We start from the raw sequence: 14,170 nt of genomic DNA on the forward strand, positions 1-14,170 counted from the left end.
CTCGGCGGAGTCCGAGGCGCGCGTCTGCGAGCAGCTCGCCGGCGACCGCCGGCACGGCCTGTGACAGCGGAAGGAGACAGCACGATGACCCACATCCACGCGCAGGGTCCGGTGCCCGAGCCCGGCACCGTCCCGGAGACCGAGTTCTGGGACGCCCGCTACGCCTCGGAGGACCGGATCTGGAGCGGGAACGCTAACGACGTCCTGGTCCGCGAGGTCTCGGACATGACCCCCGGCACCGTCCTGGACCTCGGCTGCGGCGAGGGGGCTGACGCGGTCTGGCTCGCCCTGCGCGGCTGGCGCGTGACCGCGACGGACATCTCGCAGGTCGCCCTCGACCGGGCCGAACGGCACGCCCGGGAGGAGGGGGTCGCGGACCGGATCGACTGGCAGCGGCACGACCTGGGGGTGTCCTTCCCGCCCGGCGAGTTCGATCTCGTGTCAGCCCACTTCCTGCATTCCCGGGGCGACCTGCCGCGGGAGCGGATCCTGCGCACCGCTGCCCGGGCCGTCGCGCCCGGGGGCGTGCTGCTCGTCGTCGGGCACGCGGGGTTCCCGTCGTGGGAGCCGGACCCGCCGACCGACGTGCTGTTCCCGACGCCGGACGAGGTGCTCGCCTCCCTCGAGCTGCCGGACGACGGCTGGGAGGTGCTGATCAGCGCGGAGCACGAGCGGATCCAGACCCGCCCCGACGGCCGGCCGGGTACCCATACGGACAACACACTGATGGTGCGGCGGCTACCGGAGGGCCCTCGGCCTGGCACGGAGGGTGGAAATCCGGCCCGGAGCGGGTGAGCATCGCGGATTCGGGGTAGCCGGTCGCTCGACCGGAGAAGATCCGCACCTGACCGGCAGGTGATGCGAGGGTCTCCCCCCGACGAAGGAGCGAGATGGACTGGCGAACCCGCGGAGCGTGCCGGGGGGAGAACCCTGAGCTGTTCTTCCCGGTCGGCACCACCGGTCCGGCGCCCCTGCAGGAGGCGGAGGCCAAGACCGTCTGCCGCCGCTGCCCGGTCGTCCTGCCGTGCCTGGAGTGGGCGATGGACCACGAGAACCACGGGGTGTGGGGCGGTACCACGCAGGACGAGCGCCGGCGGCTGCGCCGCTACGGGCGGAGTGCCCAGGTGGCCTGAGCAGCCGTTCTACGCCGTCCGACGCGGCGCGCGGGCGGCGGGTACCTCCGCGCAGACGGTCTTCCCGCCGGCGGTCCGGACGTAGGTCCAGTCGCTCGTCAGGGCCTCGATCAGCTGCAGGCCGCGGCCCCGCACCGCGTAGACGTCCGGCGGGCGCACCACGGGCGGCCTGGCCGAACCGTCCTCGACCTCGATCCGCACGGCCTCCGCGGTCAGGGTGACGGTGACGACGAACGGCGTACCCGCGTGGTCGACGACGTTGCTCGCGAGTTCGTTGGCCACGAGGACGGCGACGTCGGTCGCGTCGGCGTCGACTCCGCACGACTCCAGGAAGGCACGCAGGTCGCGCCGGACGGAGGCACAGGCCTCCGCGACCGGGCCGTAGTGCCGGCGCATCACACCCACTCCATCTTCCTGCGATGGGCCACCACCGGGGGCTGGGGTGAGGCCGTGCTCGGCGCCCGGATCCGGGCGCCGGCCTGGGTCTACCCGGACCGCAGGGACCGGAAACCTCTCGTCTCCGGCGGGACCCGCGGCACGGATGCGGGGCCCGGGAAGGGCGGCGGCAGAGGGGGTGAGTAGGGTTCGCGGTACAGGTCGTTCGGTTTCGGTTGTCGTGTCATGCACGCCCGCGGGAACAAGTTGGTGACGCGGGCCGACGTCAGTCAGACGTCGGTGCGGGTCCTCAGGTCCGGCCGGGCCCCGCAGAGTGCGGGCCCAGCACGCTAGGAGTATCTGCATGGCACAGGGCACCGTGAAGTGGTTCAACTCGGAGAAGGGCTTCGGCTTCATCTCCGTCGACGGCGGCGGCGCCGACGTCTTCGTCCACTACTCGGAGATCGACGCGGGCGGCTTCCGCAGCCTCGACGAGGGTCAGCGCGTGGAGTTCGAGGTGGGCCAGGGCCAGAAGGGCCCGCAGGCGACCGCCGTGCGCATCGTCTGACACGCCTCACACGTTCGTCCGGAAGCCCGGCCCCGTTCTCGGGGCCGGGCTTCCGGTCTTCCTCCAACCGGGACCCACGGATCAAGGTTTCCCCGCCGTAGGGACCAGACGACGAACCGGCCAGATCGGGTCGGAGACCGCGAGTGGCGGTCCGACGAACTCGATCCAGTTGGCGTGCCCGACGTCCGCGAGCCCGTCCCGATCCACCTGGCCGGGCAGTAGCTCGGCGAACTGCTCGAAGAACCGCTCCAGGCCCGAGGGCGTGCTGATCACCAGCAGGCGGCCTGGTGTGTCGCCGACGTTCTGGAAGCAGTGCGGCGTGCCGCGTGGGCCGAAGGACGGCGCCATGGGGGTGGACATCGTGACCTCCCGCGTCCAGCGGCTCCAGCAGGGATCGGTGATGGTAGGCCCCCGGAGTTGGACGGCGCGAGCTCGAAGCGGCCGGCGGTCCGGCTCACCGACGTCGACGTCGACGCCGTGACGAGATCGGCACCACGGCTGTCGGCTGCTCGCTGAGGATGTTTCGCATCTCGGGCGGGGTCGTGCGTTCCCCGGGCAACGGGCTCCCGCTGGGGACCCTCCCGAGACGGTCGCGGCGTTCGCCGGGCCGGACCGCGCGGTCCCGCCGCTCGTGGACGACGTGGCCGTCACCCGGCGGGACCCCCGCTGACGGCGCTCAGGCTCCGGCGACGGGCATCGTCGCCGTCCGGTCCGCGACGCGCCGGGCCGGCCGGCGCCGGAACTCCATGTCCCGGTCGACGCTGCCGAGCCCGGTCGTCACCCGGTCCGCGATGTAGTTCTGCCGCAGCACCCACGGCGACCTCGTGCCCTGCTTGGGCAGTACGTCGACCGCGCGCCGCGCGTAGCCGGAGCTGAGATCCAGCAGGGGGTGGCGCTCCATCGGGCCGTTCGGCAGGCGGGGCACCGCGACAGCCGCGCCGCGCGCGTCCATCCGGGCCAGCAGCCGGCAGATGTAGCGCGCCGTGATGTCCGCTCGCAGCGTCCATGAGGCGTTGACGTAGCCGATGCAGATGGCGAGGTTCGGGACGTCGCTGAGCAGGCAGCCGCGGTAGGTGACCTTCTCCCCCGGGACGACCCGCTCGCCGTCGACGCGCAGGTCGATCCCGCCGCACGCCACGACCTCGAGACCCGTCGCGGTGACGAGCACGTCCGCGTCGAGGGTGCGGCCCGACTCCAACTCGACGCCGGTCCTGGTGACCCGGGCGATCCGGTCCGTGACGACGGCCGCCTTGTCCTTCTTGACCGCCTTGAACAGGTCTGCGTCCGGGACGACGCAGAGCCGCTGGTCCCAGGGGTCGTAGCGCGGGGTGTAATCCCGGTCCAGCACCTCGGGGTCCGGCTGGAACCGCGCGACGCCGGCACGCAGCAGCGCCTTCGCCTTCCCCGGGGCGCGCCGGCAGAGCTGGTAGAAGGCCTGCGTCAGCAGGATGTTCTTCCACCGGACGACCGTGTTCCCGACGCCTTCCGGCAGCCGGCGGCGGATCGCGTCCGACGCGGCGTCGGTGCCCGGCAGGACCGTCATCCAGGTCGGCGAGCGCTGCAGCATGGTCACGTGCTCGGCCGTCTCGGCCAGCGACGGGACGAGCGTCACCGCCGTCGCGCCACTGCCGATCACGACCACCCGACGCCCGGTGACGTCCAGGTTCGCCGGCCACTTCTGCGGGTGCACGAGGTCGCCGCCGAAGTCTCCGAGCCCGGGGATGTCCGGGGTGTGGCCGCCCTCGTAGCTGTAGTAGCCGCTGCAGAGGTAGAGGAAGTCGCAGGTCCGGTGCTCCGTGGTGTCCCCCGCCGCGACCTCGACGGACCAGCGTGCGTCCTCCGACGACCAGGACGCCCTGGTGACCCTTCTCCCGAACCGGATCCGCCGGTCGATGCCAAACTCCGCGGCGGTGTCCCGCACGTACTGGAGGATCGAGCCGCCGTCCGCGATCGACTTCGCCGCGGTCCAGGGGCGGAACGGGTAGCCGAGGGTGAACATGTCCGAGTCCGAGCGGATGCCCGGGTAGCGGAAGAGGTCCCAGGTGCCGCCGATCGCGTCCCGCGCCTCGAGGATCGCGTAGCTGCGGGTGGGGTGCTCGGTCTGGAGCCGGTACGCGGCGCCGACGCCGGACAGACCGGCCCCGACGATCAGGACGTCCTCGTGCCCAACGTCCACCACAGGCCCAGCGTCCACCGAACGGTCCGTGTCCAACGCGTGCTCCCCACCCATGCCTCGGACGGGCCCCGTCGGCCGCCCGCCCCATCATCACCTACCGCGGGTAAGAAATGCACCACCGCTCACCCGGGCGCGACCTCCCGCGAGGGCGCACGACCCAGCCACGCGCGCCGTCCAGCACCACGCGCGCGGTCGACGGGCCGCGTCGCACCGCGATGCGCGCGTCGCACCACCCGGCGCACGTCCCACCACACCGGGCGCGTCGGCCCACACCGGGCGCGCGTCGGCCCCGCGGTTCGGCGCCGGCTCACGCCCAGCTGCGCGCCGAGCGGGCCTTCCAGTACGGCCCCGGCTCCTCGGCCAGGTCCGCGAGCTCTTCGGCGAGCTCGGCCGGGATCGGCAGGGCGGCGGCGGCGACGTTGCTGGCCAGCTGCTCCCCGTCGACCGCGCCCGAGAGCACCCGGCCCGCCCACGGCTGCGCGAGAGCGGCGGCGATCGCGAGCTGGTCCACCGGGACGCCGAGCCCCTCCGCGAGCTCGGCCGCGCGGGCCGCGCCCGGCGAACCGTCCTGCCCGCCGGGCGCCAGTCGCCCGTTCGCCACCGACTCCTTGACGATCACGCCTGCGCCGGCCTCCGCGGCCTCGGCCAGCGCGGGGCCGGCCGAGGGTTCGAGCACGTTCCACGTGGACTGGAAGGACGTGAACAGCGGAAGGCCGCCGACCTGCACCTCGAGGGCTCGCCGCACCGCGTCCGCCTGGGCGGGACCGGAGGTGGAGATGCCGATCCGGGTGCCACTGTCCCGCAGCCGGGCCATCGCCTCGTGCACGGCGACGTCGGTGAGCACGCCGGTGTCCAGCGTCGCGGAGTGCACGTGGTAGATCGCCAGGTACTCGCCGAGCAGCGCCAACGACTCCGCGGACTGGCGCTCGAACGCCGCGAGCGAGTGGTCCTTGATCTCGTGCACGTCGGCGTCGAGGCGCCACTCCCCCACGTACCGGTAGCCCCACTTCGAGCCGACGACCACGTCGTCGAACGTCGGGTGCGCGGCGAGCCAGCCGGCGAGGAACTCCTCCGCGCGGCCGTAGGACCGGGCGACGTCGACGTACCCGATCCCGGTCGCGTAGGCGGCGTCGAGCACCGCCCGGCTCCGGGCTCGCAGGTCCTCGACGGTTCGGTGCGCGCCGAGGTCGCGATCCCGGCCGGCGGTGATGTAGGCGGGCCGGGCGACCGCGGCCAGCCCGATCCCCAGCCGACCGACTCCGGTCGACCCGGCGCTCACGAGGCCGTCCGGGCCGGCGGCACCGTCCGGTGGGAGGAACCTCTCGCTCATCGCGTACTCCGGGGATCGACCGACTCCGTCGGTCTCCGTCCTACCAGTCGAGGGCGCCCGAGGCCGTCTCCGACCGCACGAACGGCACTTTCGTTCAGTAGGTCCGAGCGAGAGTGCCGCTCGTGTGGGACGAGCCGGGTCAGGAGCCGTGCGCAGCGGCCGGCGCGCCCCGGACGACCTGCTTCCCGTCGCCCTCCCGGAACTGGTCCTCCAGCTCCTCCAGGCTCCGGCCGCGCGTCTCCGGCGCGAACCGCTGCACGAACAGGATCGAGCCCACGTTGACGACCGCGAAGAGCCCGAAGGTCGCGCTCGCCCCGAGCGCCGCGACCAGCGGCGGGAAGGCGAACGAGATCGCCGCGTTGACCGTCCAGAGCACGAAGACCGCGATCCCCATCGCGAACCCGCGGATCGTCATCGGGAAGATCTCAGAGAGCAGCAGCCAGACGAGCGTGCCGATGAACGTCTGCACGAAGAAGACGACGATCAGCATCGCGGCGAGGATCAGGTAGCTGCGCCCGTCGGACTCGGGCAGCAGGAACGACAGCCCGAGCACCGCGTGCCCGGCGGCGACGCCGGTGAACCCGGTGAGCAGCAGCGGCCTGCGGTTGAAGTGGCCGAGCAGCACGATCCCGAGGATGGTGCCGATGATCGCCACCGCGCCCACCGTGATCGTCAGGATCAGCGATGCGCTGGCGCCCAGGCCCGTCGACTCGAGGATCGTCGGCGCGTAGTAGTTCACCGTGTTGATGCCCGTCGCCTGCTGCACGGTGGCGAGCCCGCAGCCGATCCACAGGATCCGCCGCATCCAGGGGAACGCCCGCAGGTCGCGCACCGCGGCGCCCTTGTCCTCGGCCAGGTCGCGCTTCGCGTGCTCCGCGATGACGTGGTACTCCTCGGCGGCCTCGGCGGGTTCTCTGCTCAGCTCGAGCACGCGCTTCGTGTCCTCGAGCCGACCGCGCACGGCGTACCAGCGGGGCGAGTCTGGCAGGAAGAACATGCCGACGAACAGGGCGACCGCCGGAACGATCGCGACCGCGAGCATCCAGCGCCACACGTGCGGGTCCTTGATCAGCCCGTCCAGCAGCGCGTTCATCGCGAACGCCAGGAACTGCCCCGTGACGATCATCAGCTCGTTGATCGTGACCATCCGGCCGCGGCGGTCGGCCGGTGCCATCTCGGCCAGGTAGAGCGGGCACGTGGTGGCCGCCGCGCCGACGCCGAAGCCCAGCAGGACGCGACCGGTCGTCATGATCGCGACGCCCGGGGCCACCGCGCAGATGATCGCGCCGACGAGGAACAGCCCGGCGCAGACCAGCAGGCTGCCCTTGCGGCCGAGCTTGTCCGAGAGCCGCCCGCCCAGCAGCGCGCCGAACGCGGCGCCCGGGAACAGCAGCGAGCTGACGACCAGCGCCTCGGTGAAGGAGGTGAGCTGCAGGTCCGTCTTCATGTAGAGCAGGGCGCCGGAGATGACGCCGGTGTCGTAGCCGAAGAGGAGGCCCCCGAGCGTGGAGATCACCGTCAGCTTTATCAGGAACTTATTGTGCGACTTCGACGATGTGGTCGATCGACTCGCCGTCATTGGCGCCTCTTCTCCTCGACTTGCGTCAATTACATGAATGTGAATTGCGCTGATCAGGGCACCCACAGGGCACCCGATGGCAGCCTGAGCAGGAGGTTAAGCAGCGGGCGTGATCTGCGTCAACATGTCCGGGCGTTCTGAACCGAACAACTGGTGTCGCCTTTCGAACAACACCACGAGAATGTGTCGGGAATGGATGGTCAGGCGCATCCGACCACTTCGACCGGCACCTGTGCCGCCCGCAGCACTGCCGCGACGGCCGCCGGTGGGTGCTGATCCGTCACCACCCGGTCGAGACCTGCCAGCTCCGTGATGCGGGCGGGCGCGGAGGCCGCGAACACGTCCGCCGTGGCGATGAGGACGACCTCGTCCGCGATGGCCGCCAGCTTCCGCTGCACACTCGCCTCGGCCGGAGAGTGCGCGTAGGTACCGCGGGCGTCGACGGCGGAGGGCGAGAGGAAGAACGTGCGTGCCCGGAGCCGGTCCAGGGCGGCCTCGGTGTACGGGCCGACGAAGGCGTGCCGGTTCCCGAGCAACTCGCCGCCGAGGGAGACCGTGCGCGAGCCGCGCCGCCGGCCGTCCATCAGGGTCAGCACGGGCATCGAGTGCGTGATGAGCGATCCGCGGAAGCTCGGCGGGAGCGCACGGGCGAGCGCGTAGGCCGTCGGTCCCGCGTCGACGGCGATCGTGTCCCGGTCCCCGACCGAGCCCGCGGCGCGCTCCGCGACGCGCCGGCGGCCCGCGGCGTGGCCGTCGTCCGGGAAGGCCGGGGTGTGCAACTCCCCCGGCGTGAGAGCCGCGCCGCCGTGCACCATCCGCACCTGCCCCGTGGACTCGAGCGTGTGCAGGTCCCGGCGCACGGTCATCGGCGAGACCCCGAGCTCCCGCGCCAGGTCCGCGACCGAGAGGAAGCCAAGTGAGCGCAGCTTGGTCAGGATCCAGGACCGGCGCTCGGCCCCCTCGTGGCGGAACCCGGGATCACTCATGGACCCGCACCGGTCCGGTGCTCGATCGGACGATCAGCTCGGCCTGCAGCAGCAGCGGCCCGTCGGGGCCCGGCCGGCCCGCGATCACATCGAGCAGCATCCGCACGGCCGCGCGGCCGGACTCGGCGGCGGGCAGGCGCACGGTCGTGAGCCGCGGCGTCACCATCTCCGCGAGCGAGGTGTCGTCGACCCCGACGACGCTCAGGTCGTCCGGCACCCGCAGGCCGCGGTCCACCAGCCGGTTCAGCACGCCGACGGCCACCTCGTCGTTGTAGGCGACGACCGCGGTGGCCGGGGTGGCGAGGACCAGGTCCGCGGCCCGGACGCCGTCGGAGAAACGGGCGTTGAACGGGCCGAGCCGGCGCGGTCGCAGGCCCAGGCGCCGGCAGGCCCCGTCGTAGCCACGCACGCGCATCGTGTTCGCGAAGCCCTCCGGTCCGGCGAGGTAGACGATCTCGCGGTGGCCGAGCGCGGCGAGGTGCTCGACGGCGTGCCCGACGGCCTCGGTCGCGTCCGTGACGACGGAGGGCAGCGCGTCGAGCAGCCGGTTGGACAGGACGAGGGGGGTCGGCCCCAGGGCGCGCAGCGCGTCGTCGGACATCAGCGGCGAGACGAGCATCAGGCCGTCGACCTGCGGGGCCATCGCCCGCGCCCACTGCTCCTCGTCCCGGGCCAGCTCGTCCGAACCGGAGACGAAGAGCGCGTAGCCGTCCCGCGCGGCCTCCTGCTGCACCGCCTTGGTGACGACGGCGGAGAACGAGTTCGCGATGTCCGGCACGACGATCCCCAGGTTCCCGGTGCAGCCCCTGGCGAGCGAGCGGGCGACGGGATGCGGGGTGTAGTGCAGCTCGTCCGCGACGGCCAGGACCCGGCGCCGGGTCTCGAGGGCCACGGCGTCCGGCTGGGTGAAGACCCGGGACACCGTCGCGGGCGACACCCCGGCCCGGGCGGCGACGGCGCGGATCGACACGGGGCTCCTCCTCGCCGTCGGCTCTGAACGTCCCCGATAGGATGAAACCGGTTTCAGAAACAGTCAAGTGCCGCTGCGCCGGACGGTTGGTGCTTGCCTCGTCCCCGCCACGGCCCCACGCTCTGCGCAGATGGGCGGTGGCGGATGGTGGGTGACGCGGCGCGGGCGCTGCGGCGGTTCGGCGGCGAGCTGCTGCGCCGCGTCCGCGAGCGTGGCCGATCGGCCCTGTTCCGTGCCGGGCGGATCACCAGCGCCTCGGTCGCGGCGTTCCTCGTGGCCCAGCTGCTCGGGCTGCGCTACCCGCCGCCGCTGATCGCCGCGCTGACCGCACTGCTCGTCGTGCAGGCGACGCTGGCGAGCACGCTGGTCAACGGCGTGCAGCGAGTGCTCAGCGTGGTGTCCGGGGTGGCGCTCGCCGTGCTGTTCGTGTCGTTCGTCGGGCTGACCTGGTGGAGCCTCGGGGCGCTGGTCGCGGCGTCGATCATCGTCGGGCAGATCCTGCGGCTCGGCCCGCACCTGGTGGAGGTGCCGATCAGCGCGATGCTCGTGCTCGGCATCGGCTACGCGGCGGGCGCGGAGGTGACCGGCGTCGGCCGTGCCCTGGAGACACTGATCGGTGCGGCGGTGGGGGTGCTGGTCAACGTCGCCTTCCCGCCCGCCGTGCAGACCCGCAACGCCGGGCTCGCGATCGAGAGGTTCGCGGACGGCATCGCCGTCCTGCTCGAGGAGGCGGCGGCGGGGCTGGCCGCGGGCCCGGTCGAGGTCGAGACGACGGCCCGTTGGCTCGACGACGCCCGCCGGCTCAACCGGCACGCCCCGCAGGTCGACAAGGCGCTCACCCAGGCCGAGGAGAGCCGCCGGCTCAACGTGCGCGCGCTCGGCACCCGCAAGCCCGGCCCCTCGCTGCGGGAGGGACTGGACAACCTCGAGCACGCCTCGGTGTCCGTCCGGACCCTGTTGCGCGCGGTGCACGACGCGACCCGGGAGCAGACCGGGATCCGCGAGGACGCCGCGTACGCGGAGGAGGTCCGGCTGACCGCCTCGGCCCTGATGGGGGCGGTCGCGGCCGTCGTCCGGAGCTACGGGCTGCTCATCCGCCGCGGGATCGAGTACCGGGGGCCGCCGGAGAGCACCGACCTGCACGACGTACTCGACGCGCTCCGCACGCGCCGCAGCGAGGTGGCGGGCCTGCTGCTCACCGACCCGCGGGGCCGGGACGTGCTCTGGGGCCTCAACGCCGCGCTCCTGACGACCGTGGACCGGGTGCTGCTGGAGATCGACACGGGCGCCAGGCCGGTGTGAGCCGGGGCCGGGGGGCGCCGGGCTCGTCGCACGAACGGCACCTTCGCTCAGACCTCATGAGCGAAAGTGCCATCCGTGAAGATCGACCGGGGTCAGCCGGTCGCGCCGCCGAGGAGGTTGTAGGCGGGCGGGAGGAGGGTGCCGACGCCCAGGGTCGGGTCCGCCAGGGGCACCTCGACGTCCCGGAACACCCAGGTCGTGGTCGGGCCGCCGGTGAGGCCCGATCCGGTCCCCTCCGGCTGGTGGGCCGCGTCCGGTGCGGCCGGCCTCTCGTCCGCGTGCGCGACGCCGGACGCGGCGACGGCCAGCGCCCCGGCACCGAGGACGGTGGCGACGGACCGGATGGCGATCCTGTTCATGGTGTCTCCTTCTTCGTGTGGGGAGCGTTCTTCGTGTAGGGAGCGGGTGATCAGCAGATCGAGTCGGCAGGCGCGGGGTTCGTCAGCCCGAACAGTGGCCGCAGCCGCAGCCCGACCCAGGTCCCGCCGAGGGCCAGCACGGCCCAGATCCAGCCGTGCAGGCTGAACGAGGCGATGCCGGAGAAGTAGGCGCCGATGTTGCAGCCCCCGGCGAGGCGCGCGCCGTAGCCCATGGCGATACCGCCGAGGACGGAGCCGAGCGCGAGCTTCCACGGGATCCGCCGATGCAGCACGAACGCACCGCCGACGGCCGACGCGATCAGCGCGCCGACCATGATCCCGAAGTCCAGCACCGAGACCCGGTCCGCGAGGACCGGCCCGGCGAGGGACTTCGCGTTGGCGGGCACCTGCCAGAAGGCCCAGCCGGCCGGGTCGGCGCCGAGGCCCTGCAGGATCTTCGCGCCCCACAGGCCGAAGGCCGACGTCACGCCCCACGGCTGCCCGGACACGAACAGCACCGCGGCGTTCAGCACCGCGAGCACGATCGCGCCCACCCACAGGGGCCAGGAGCCGCGCAGGACCCGGGCGATCCCGCGGTCCGACGGCGGCCGGTCGACAGGCGGCGGGTTCCGCCGCCGAGCGACCATGTAGGTCACCGCGACGACCAGCGCCATCGTCGCGAGCGAGACGACCACGGCACCGGGGTAGCCGAACATCGCGGCGAGCGAGACGGACGGGCCGACCGGCAGGGTCTGGAACCAGAACGGGTAGCTCAACGCGGCCAGGACCGACCCCACGACGAACCCGAACAGGGTGAGCACGACCGCGCTCTGCCCGCTGCCCACCGCGAAGAGCGTCCCCGAGGCGCAGGAGCCGCCGATCTGCATGCCGACCCCGAACAGGAACGCCCCGACGACGAGCTGGATCCCGATCGGCGACACGAGCGCCTTCGGCTCCCCCACCAGGCTGAACCCGCCGGCGAGCAGGACCGAGAACAGCACCGTGGCGACGGCGAGCATCAGCATGTGGGCCCGCACCGCGGCACCCTGCCCGACCGCGACGAGCTGCCTCCAGCCGGAGGTGAAGCCGAAGCGGGAGTGGAACAGGGTGAACCCGAGCGCGAGCCCGAGCGCCCCCGTCCCGACCATCGTGGCCGGGGCGACGCGCGAGATCGCCCAGAGCAGCAGCGCCGCGAGCAGCACCCCGACGGCGACGACCCGCCACTTCGCCGGCGGCGCCTCCCCCGCGGTGGGCGCATGCGCCGCGCGCTCCTGCGCCGGGACCCCGCGCAGGACGCGGACCAGCGGGTTGCCGGCCGGTTCACTCAGTACGGACATCGGATCTCCTGGGATCTGTCATGACGGGTCCAGCGGGGCGCTGATCGGGACGACGGTGCCCCCCGGGAACCACGCCGCCGGGTTCGTCGAGTGGTGCATGCCGCCCATGTCGTCCACCGGGCCGGCGCTCATCGGCACGTCCACGGGGGCGGCGCCGTAGAGGGTGTGGCGGGTGTCGACCGGTGTGCCGCTCGCCCGCGCCCAGGCGAGGTAACCCGAGGTCGACGGCGTGTCGCCCGGGAACGTCGCGGCGAGCGTGGCCGCGTACCGCTGGGGCGAGGCCTCCTGCGGGCCGAACGTCAGCGGCACCACGGACGACGACGCCGCCGTGACCACTCCCCCGGTCAGCAGCCAGGGTGCGAGGTAGGTGCCGCCGAGATGGGTGGCGGTGTCGAGCGCACGCCGGCCGGCGCCGGTCAGGGTGTCGGACGCCGCCGCCCATCCGGACAGCACGATCAGCGCGCTGTCCTTGTCCGGTCCCTCGACGAAGGTGACGCCGCGGACCGCGCCCTCCGTGCGCACGAGGTCCGCCGCCGCGGCGGAGCGCGGGGAGCCGTCGCCGGCGAGCGTCGCGGTGCGCACGCCGTGCTCGGCGAGGGTCCGCACCAGGATCGTCAGCGCGCCCGCGTCGGCCGCGTCGAGCGCGTCCGAGGGGCACGTCCCGGGGCCGGCGAGGGCCCCGGTGCGGTCCCCGACCAGGCCGCCCAGGACCGCCGCGGCACACTCTGGCCCGTCCGGCCCGGTCAACGAGTCCCGTTGTGCCGCAGGGACGTCCCCGACGTCGATCGATACGGACGTCGTCGCGCCGCCACCACTCACCGCGAGCGACGAGGCTCCGGCCGGGATGTCGACGACAGCCCAGCCACCGGAGGCCCCCGGCCGGGCGGTGACGGGGACGACCTGCTCACCGGCGCCGACCGTGACCCCGGTGGCCGAGGGCAGGCCCGCACCGGTGTTGCCGTGGTGCGTCGCGGCCGGTGTGGCGACCGGCGCGGCGTCGCCCTCGGCCGGGTAGGTGCCGCTGAGGTGTACCAGGTTCGGGCCCGGCCGCAGCGGCGTGACGAGCAGCGCGAGCCGGTGACCGGCCAGCTCGATCGCCCGCAGCAACGGCTGTCCGGCGACGGCGACGGGTCCCGGCGCGGGGAGGGCGGCCAGGACCGCTGCCGCGGCGACACCGACGACCGTCCCGATTCCCGCGAGCCGGTGCAGCTCCCGTGCCCGCGGCAGCCCTGCGGGCAGCGCCGCGACGGCCCAGATCGACGCGGCCGCGGCCGGTTGGACCACCGCGGCGATCCCGGCGATCCCGTACCCGGTCCCGACGAGCTCGGTGCCGGTGGCCGGGCCTGTCACGACGAGCTGGGCGAGCCCCGCGAGTGCGGTGACCAGCCCGGACGCGATCGCGAGCGACACAGGCGTCCGGCCCGCCGGAGAGCCCTCCGCGGGCCGGGCGTCCGGGCTGCCGCCGCCCTCGGCGGCGGCGACCCGGAGCGGGGCCGTGAGCGCCTCGCCGGCGTCCGCCCCGGAAGGGGGGTCCGGCTCCACGAGCCGCGGCCCGCTCGCAGGATCCGTCGCCAGCGCGACCACCGTGGCCCCCGCGAGCAGCACCGCACCGACCGCGTAGACCGCGTCCAGGGCGAACGCCCAGCCCGTGCGGGCCGAACCGAGCTGGACCGCGAGGAGCACGGTCAGCAGCGCGCCGGGCACGGCCACCCAGCGCGACGACAGGAGCGCCGGCACCAGGAGCGCGAGCAGGACGTAGCCCAGCGTGCCGAGCACCTCGACCGAGCCGGTCAGGTGCGCGACCTCCGCCGCGACCGTCACGACCGCGGCGGCGACGCAGCCCGTCACCAGGAGACTCCGCGCGGACCGCTGCGGGCCCCCGCGCCGGGACACCCCGCACAGGCCCCGTACGAGACCCAGCCCCGCGACGACCGCCGTGGCCGTCAGCAGCACCACCCGCAGCACCGCGGCACCCGCGCCGACCTGGTCCCCGAGCGCCGCGGCCACACCCGCGGCAGGGAGGTCGGCGGGGGTGGCGGCCGCGGCGGTGCCCCC

The 14,170-nt window shown here is 73.7% G+C and carries 14 protein-coding genes; 4 read left to right on the forward strand and 10 right to left on the reverse strand.

What is annotated here, in order from left to right:
• Nucleotides 1-84: 84 nt before the first annotated feature.
• Both JWP64_RS23420 and JWP64_RS23425 read left to right on the forward strand, forming a co-directional pair.
• Complete coding sequence (locus tag JWP64_RS23420; RefSeq protein WP_297501003.1) at nt 85-795, forward strand: class I SAM-dependent methyltransferase; 711 nt, start codon at nt 85-87, stop codon at nt 793-795.
• Nucleotides 796-890: 95 nt separating this feature from the next.
• On the forward strand, nt 891-1,133 hold the full coding sequence (locus JWP64_RS23425; RefSeq protein WP_297501006.1) for a WhiB family transcriptional regulator: 243 nt from the start codon (nt 891-893) through the stop codon (nt 1,131-1,133).
• Nucleotides 1,134-1,142: 9 nt separating this feature from the next.
• On the opposite strand, the gene JWP64_RS23430 is transcribed toward JWP64_RS23425, so the two are convergent.
• Nucleotides 1,143-1,529: an ATP-binding protein gene (locus tag JWP64_RS23430; RefSeq protein WP_297501009.1), complete on the reverse strand. Its 387-nt coding sequence runs from the start codon at nt 1,527-1,529 to the stop codon at nt 1,143-1,145.
• A 343-nt stretch (nt 1,530-1,872) separates the two neighbouring features.
• Between JWP64_RS23430 and JWP64_RS23435 the strand changes: the two genes are divergently transcribed.
• Nucleotides 1,873-2,076, forward strand: coding sequence for a cold-shock protein (locus JWP64_RS23435; RefSeq protein ID WP_297501012.1), 204 nt, complete (start codon nt 1,873-1,875; stop codon nt 2,074-2,076).
• 81 nt (nt 2,077-2,157) lie between these two features.
• Here the strand turns inward: JWP64_RS23435 and JWP64_RS23440 are convergent, their stop codons facing one another.
• The 6 genes from JWP64_RS23440 to JWP64_RS23465 all read right to left on the reverse strand — a co-directional run bounded on the left by JWP64_RS23440 (nt 2,158) and on the right by JWP64_RS23465 (nt 9,117).
• Nucleotides 2,158-2,436 (reverse strand): hypothetical protein, encoded by a 279-nt coding sequence (locus tag JWP64_RS23440; RefSeq protein WP_297501015.1) that lies wholly within the window; start codon nt 2,434-2,436, stop codon nt 2,158-2,160.
• A gap of 316 nt (nt 2,437-2,752) precedes the next feature.
• Nucleotides 2,753-4,255 (reverse strand): NAD(P)/FAD-dependent oxidoreductase, encoded by a 1,503-nt coding sequence (locus JWP64_RS23445; protein ID WP_297501018.1) that lies wholly within the window; start codon nt 4,253-4,255, stop codon nt 2,753-2,755.
• Between the two features lie 304 nt (nt 4,256-4,559).
• Nucleotides 4,560-5,582 (reverse strand): aldo/keto reductase, encoded by a 1,023-nt coding sequence (locus JWP64_RS23450; protein WP_297501021.1) that lies wholly within the window; start codon nt 5,580-5,582, stop codon nt 4,560-4,562.
• Between the two features lie 139 nt (nt 5,583-5,721).
• Entirely contained in the window at nt 5,722-7,161 is a 1,440-nt protein-coding gene (locus JWP64_RS23455; RefSeq protein WP_297501025.1) for a sugar porter family MFS transporter, read from the reverse strand.
• A 200-nt stretch (nt 7,162-7,361) separates the two neighbouring features.
• Nucleotides 7,362-8,147, reverse strand: coding sequence for a DeoR/GlpR family DNA-binding transcription regulator (locus JWP64_RS23460; RefSeq protein WP_297501028.1), 786 nt, complete (start codon nt 8,145-8,147; stop codon nt 7,362-7,364).
• On the reverse strand, nt 8,140-9,117 hold the full coding sequence (locus JWP64_RS23465; protein WP_297501031.1) for a LacI family DNA-binding transcriptional regulator: 978 nt from the start codon (nt 9,115-9,117) through the stop codon (nt 8,140-8,142). Before JWP64_RS23465 ends, JWP64_RS23460 begins: the two co-directional genes overlap by 8 nt.
• Before the next feature lie 144 nt (nt 9,118-9,261).
• Here JWP64_RS23465 and JWP64_RS23470 point away from each other — a divergent pair, with 144 nt between their 5' ends.
• Complete coding sequence (locus tag JWP64_RS23470; protein WP_297501034.1) at nt 9,262-10,419, forward strand: aromatic acid exporter family protein; 1,158 nt, start codon at nt 9,262-9,264, stop codon at nt 10,417-10,419.
• Nucleotides 10,420-10,511: 92 nt separating this feature from the next.
• On the opposite strand, the gene JWP64_RS23475 is transcribed toward JWP64_RS23470, so the two are convergent.
• The 3 genes from JWP64_RS23475 to JWP64_RS23485 form a co-directional block, all read right to left on the reverse strand.
• Nucleotides 10,512-10,778, reverse strand: a complete 267-nt coding sequence (locus JWP64_RS23475) for a hypothetical protein (protein ID WP_297501037.1) — start codon at nt 10,776-10,778, stop codon at nt 10,512-10,514.
• A gap of 50 nt (nt 10,779-10,828) precedes the next feature.
• Entirely contained in the window at nt 10,829-12,115 is a 1,287-nt protein-coding gene (locus JWP64_RS23480) for a YeeE/YedE family protein (RefSeq protein WP_297501040.1), read from the reverse strand.
• A gap of 18 nt (nt 12,116-12,133) precedes the next feature.
• A partial coding sequence (locus JWP64_RS23485) for a hypothetical protein (RefSeq protein ID WP_297501043.1) occupies nt 12,134-14,170 on the reverse strand: 2,037 nt, incomplete at its 5' end.

Source organism: Pseudonocardia sp. (genome assembly GCF_025465255.1).
In the GTDB taxonomy this organism is placed as follows: domain Bacteria; phylum Actinomycetota; class Actinomycetes; order Mycobacteriales; family Pseudonocardiaceae; genus Pseudonocardia.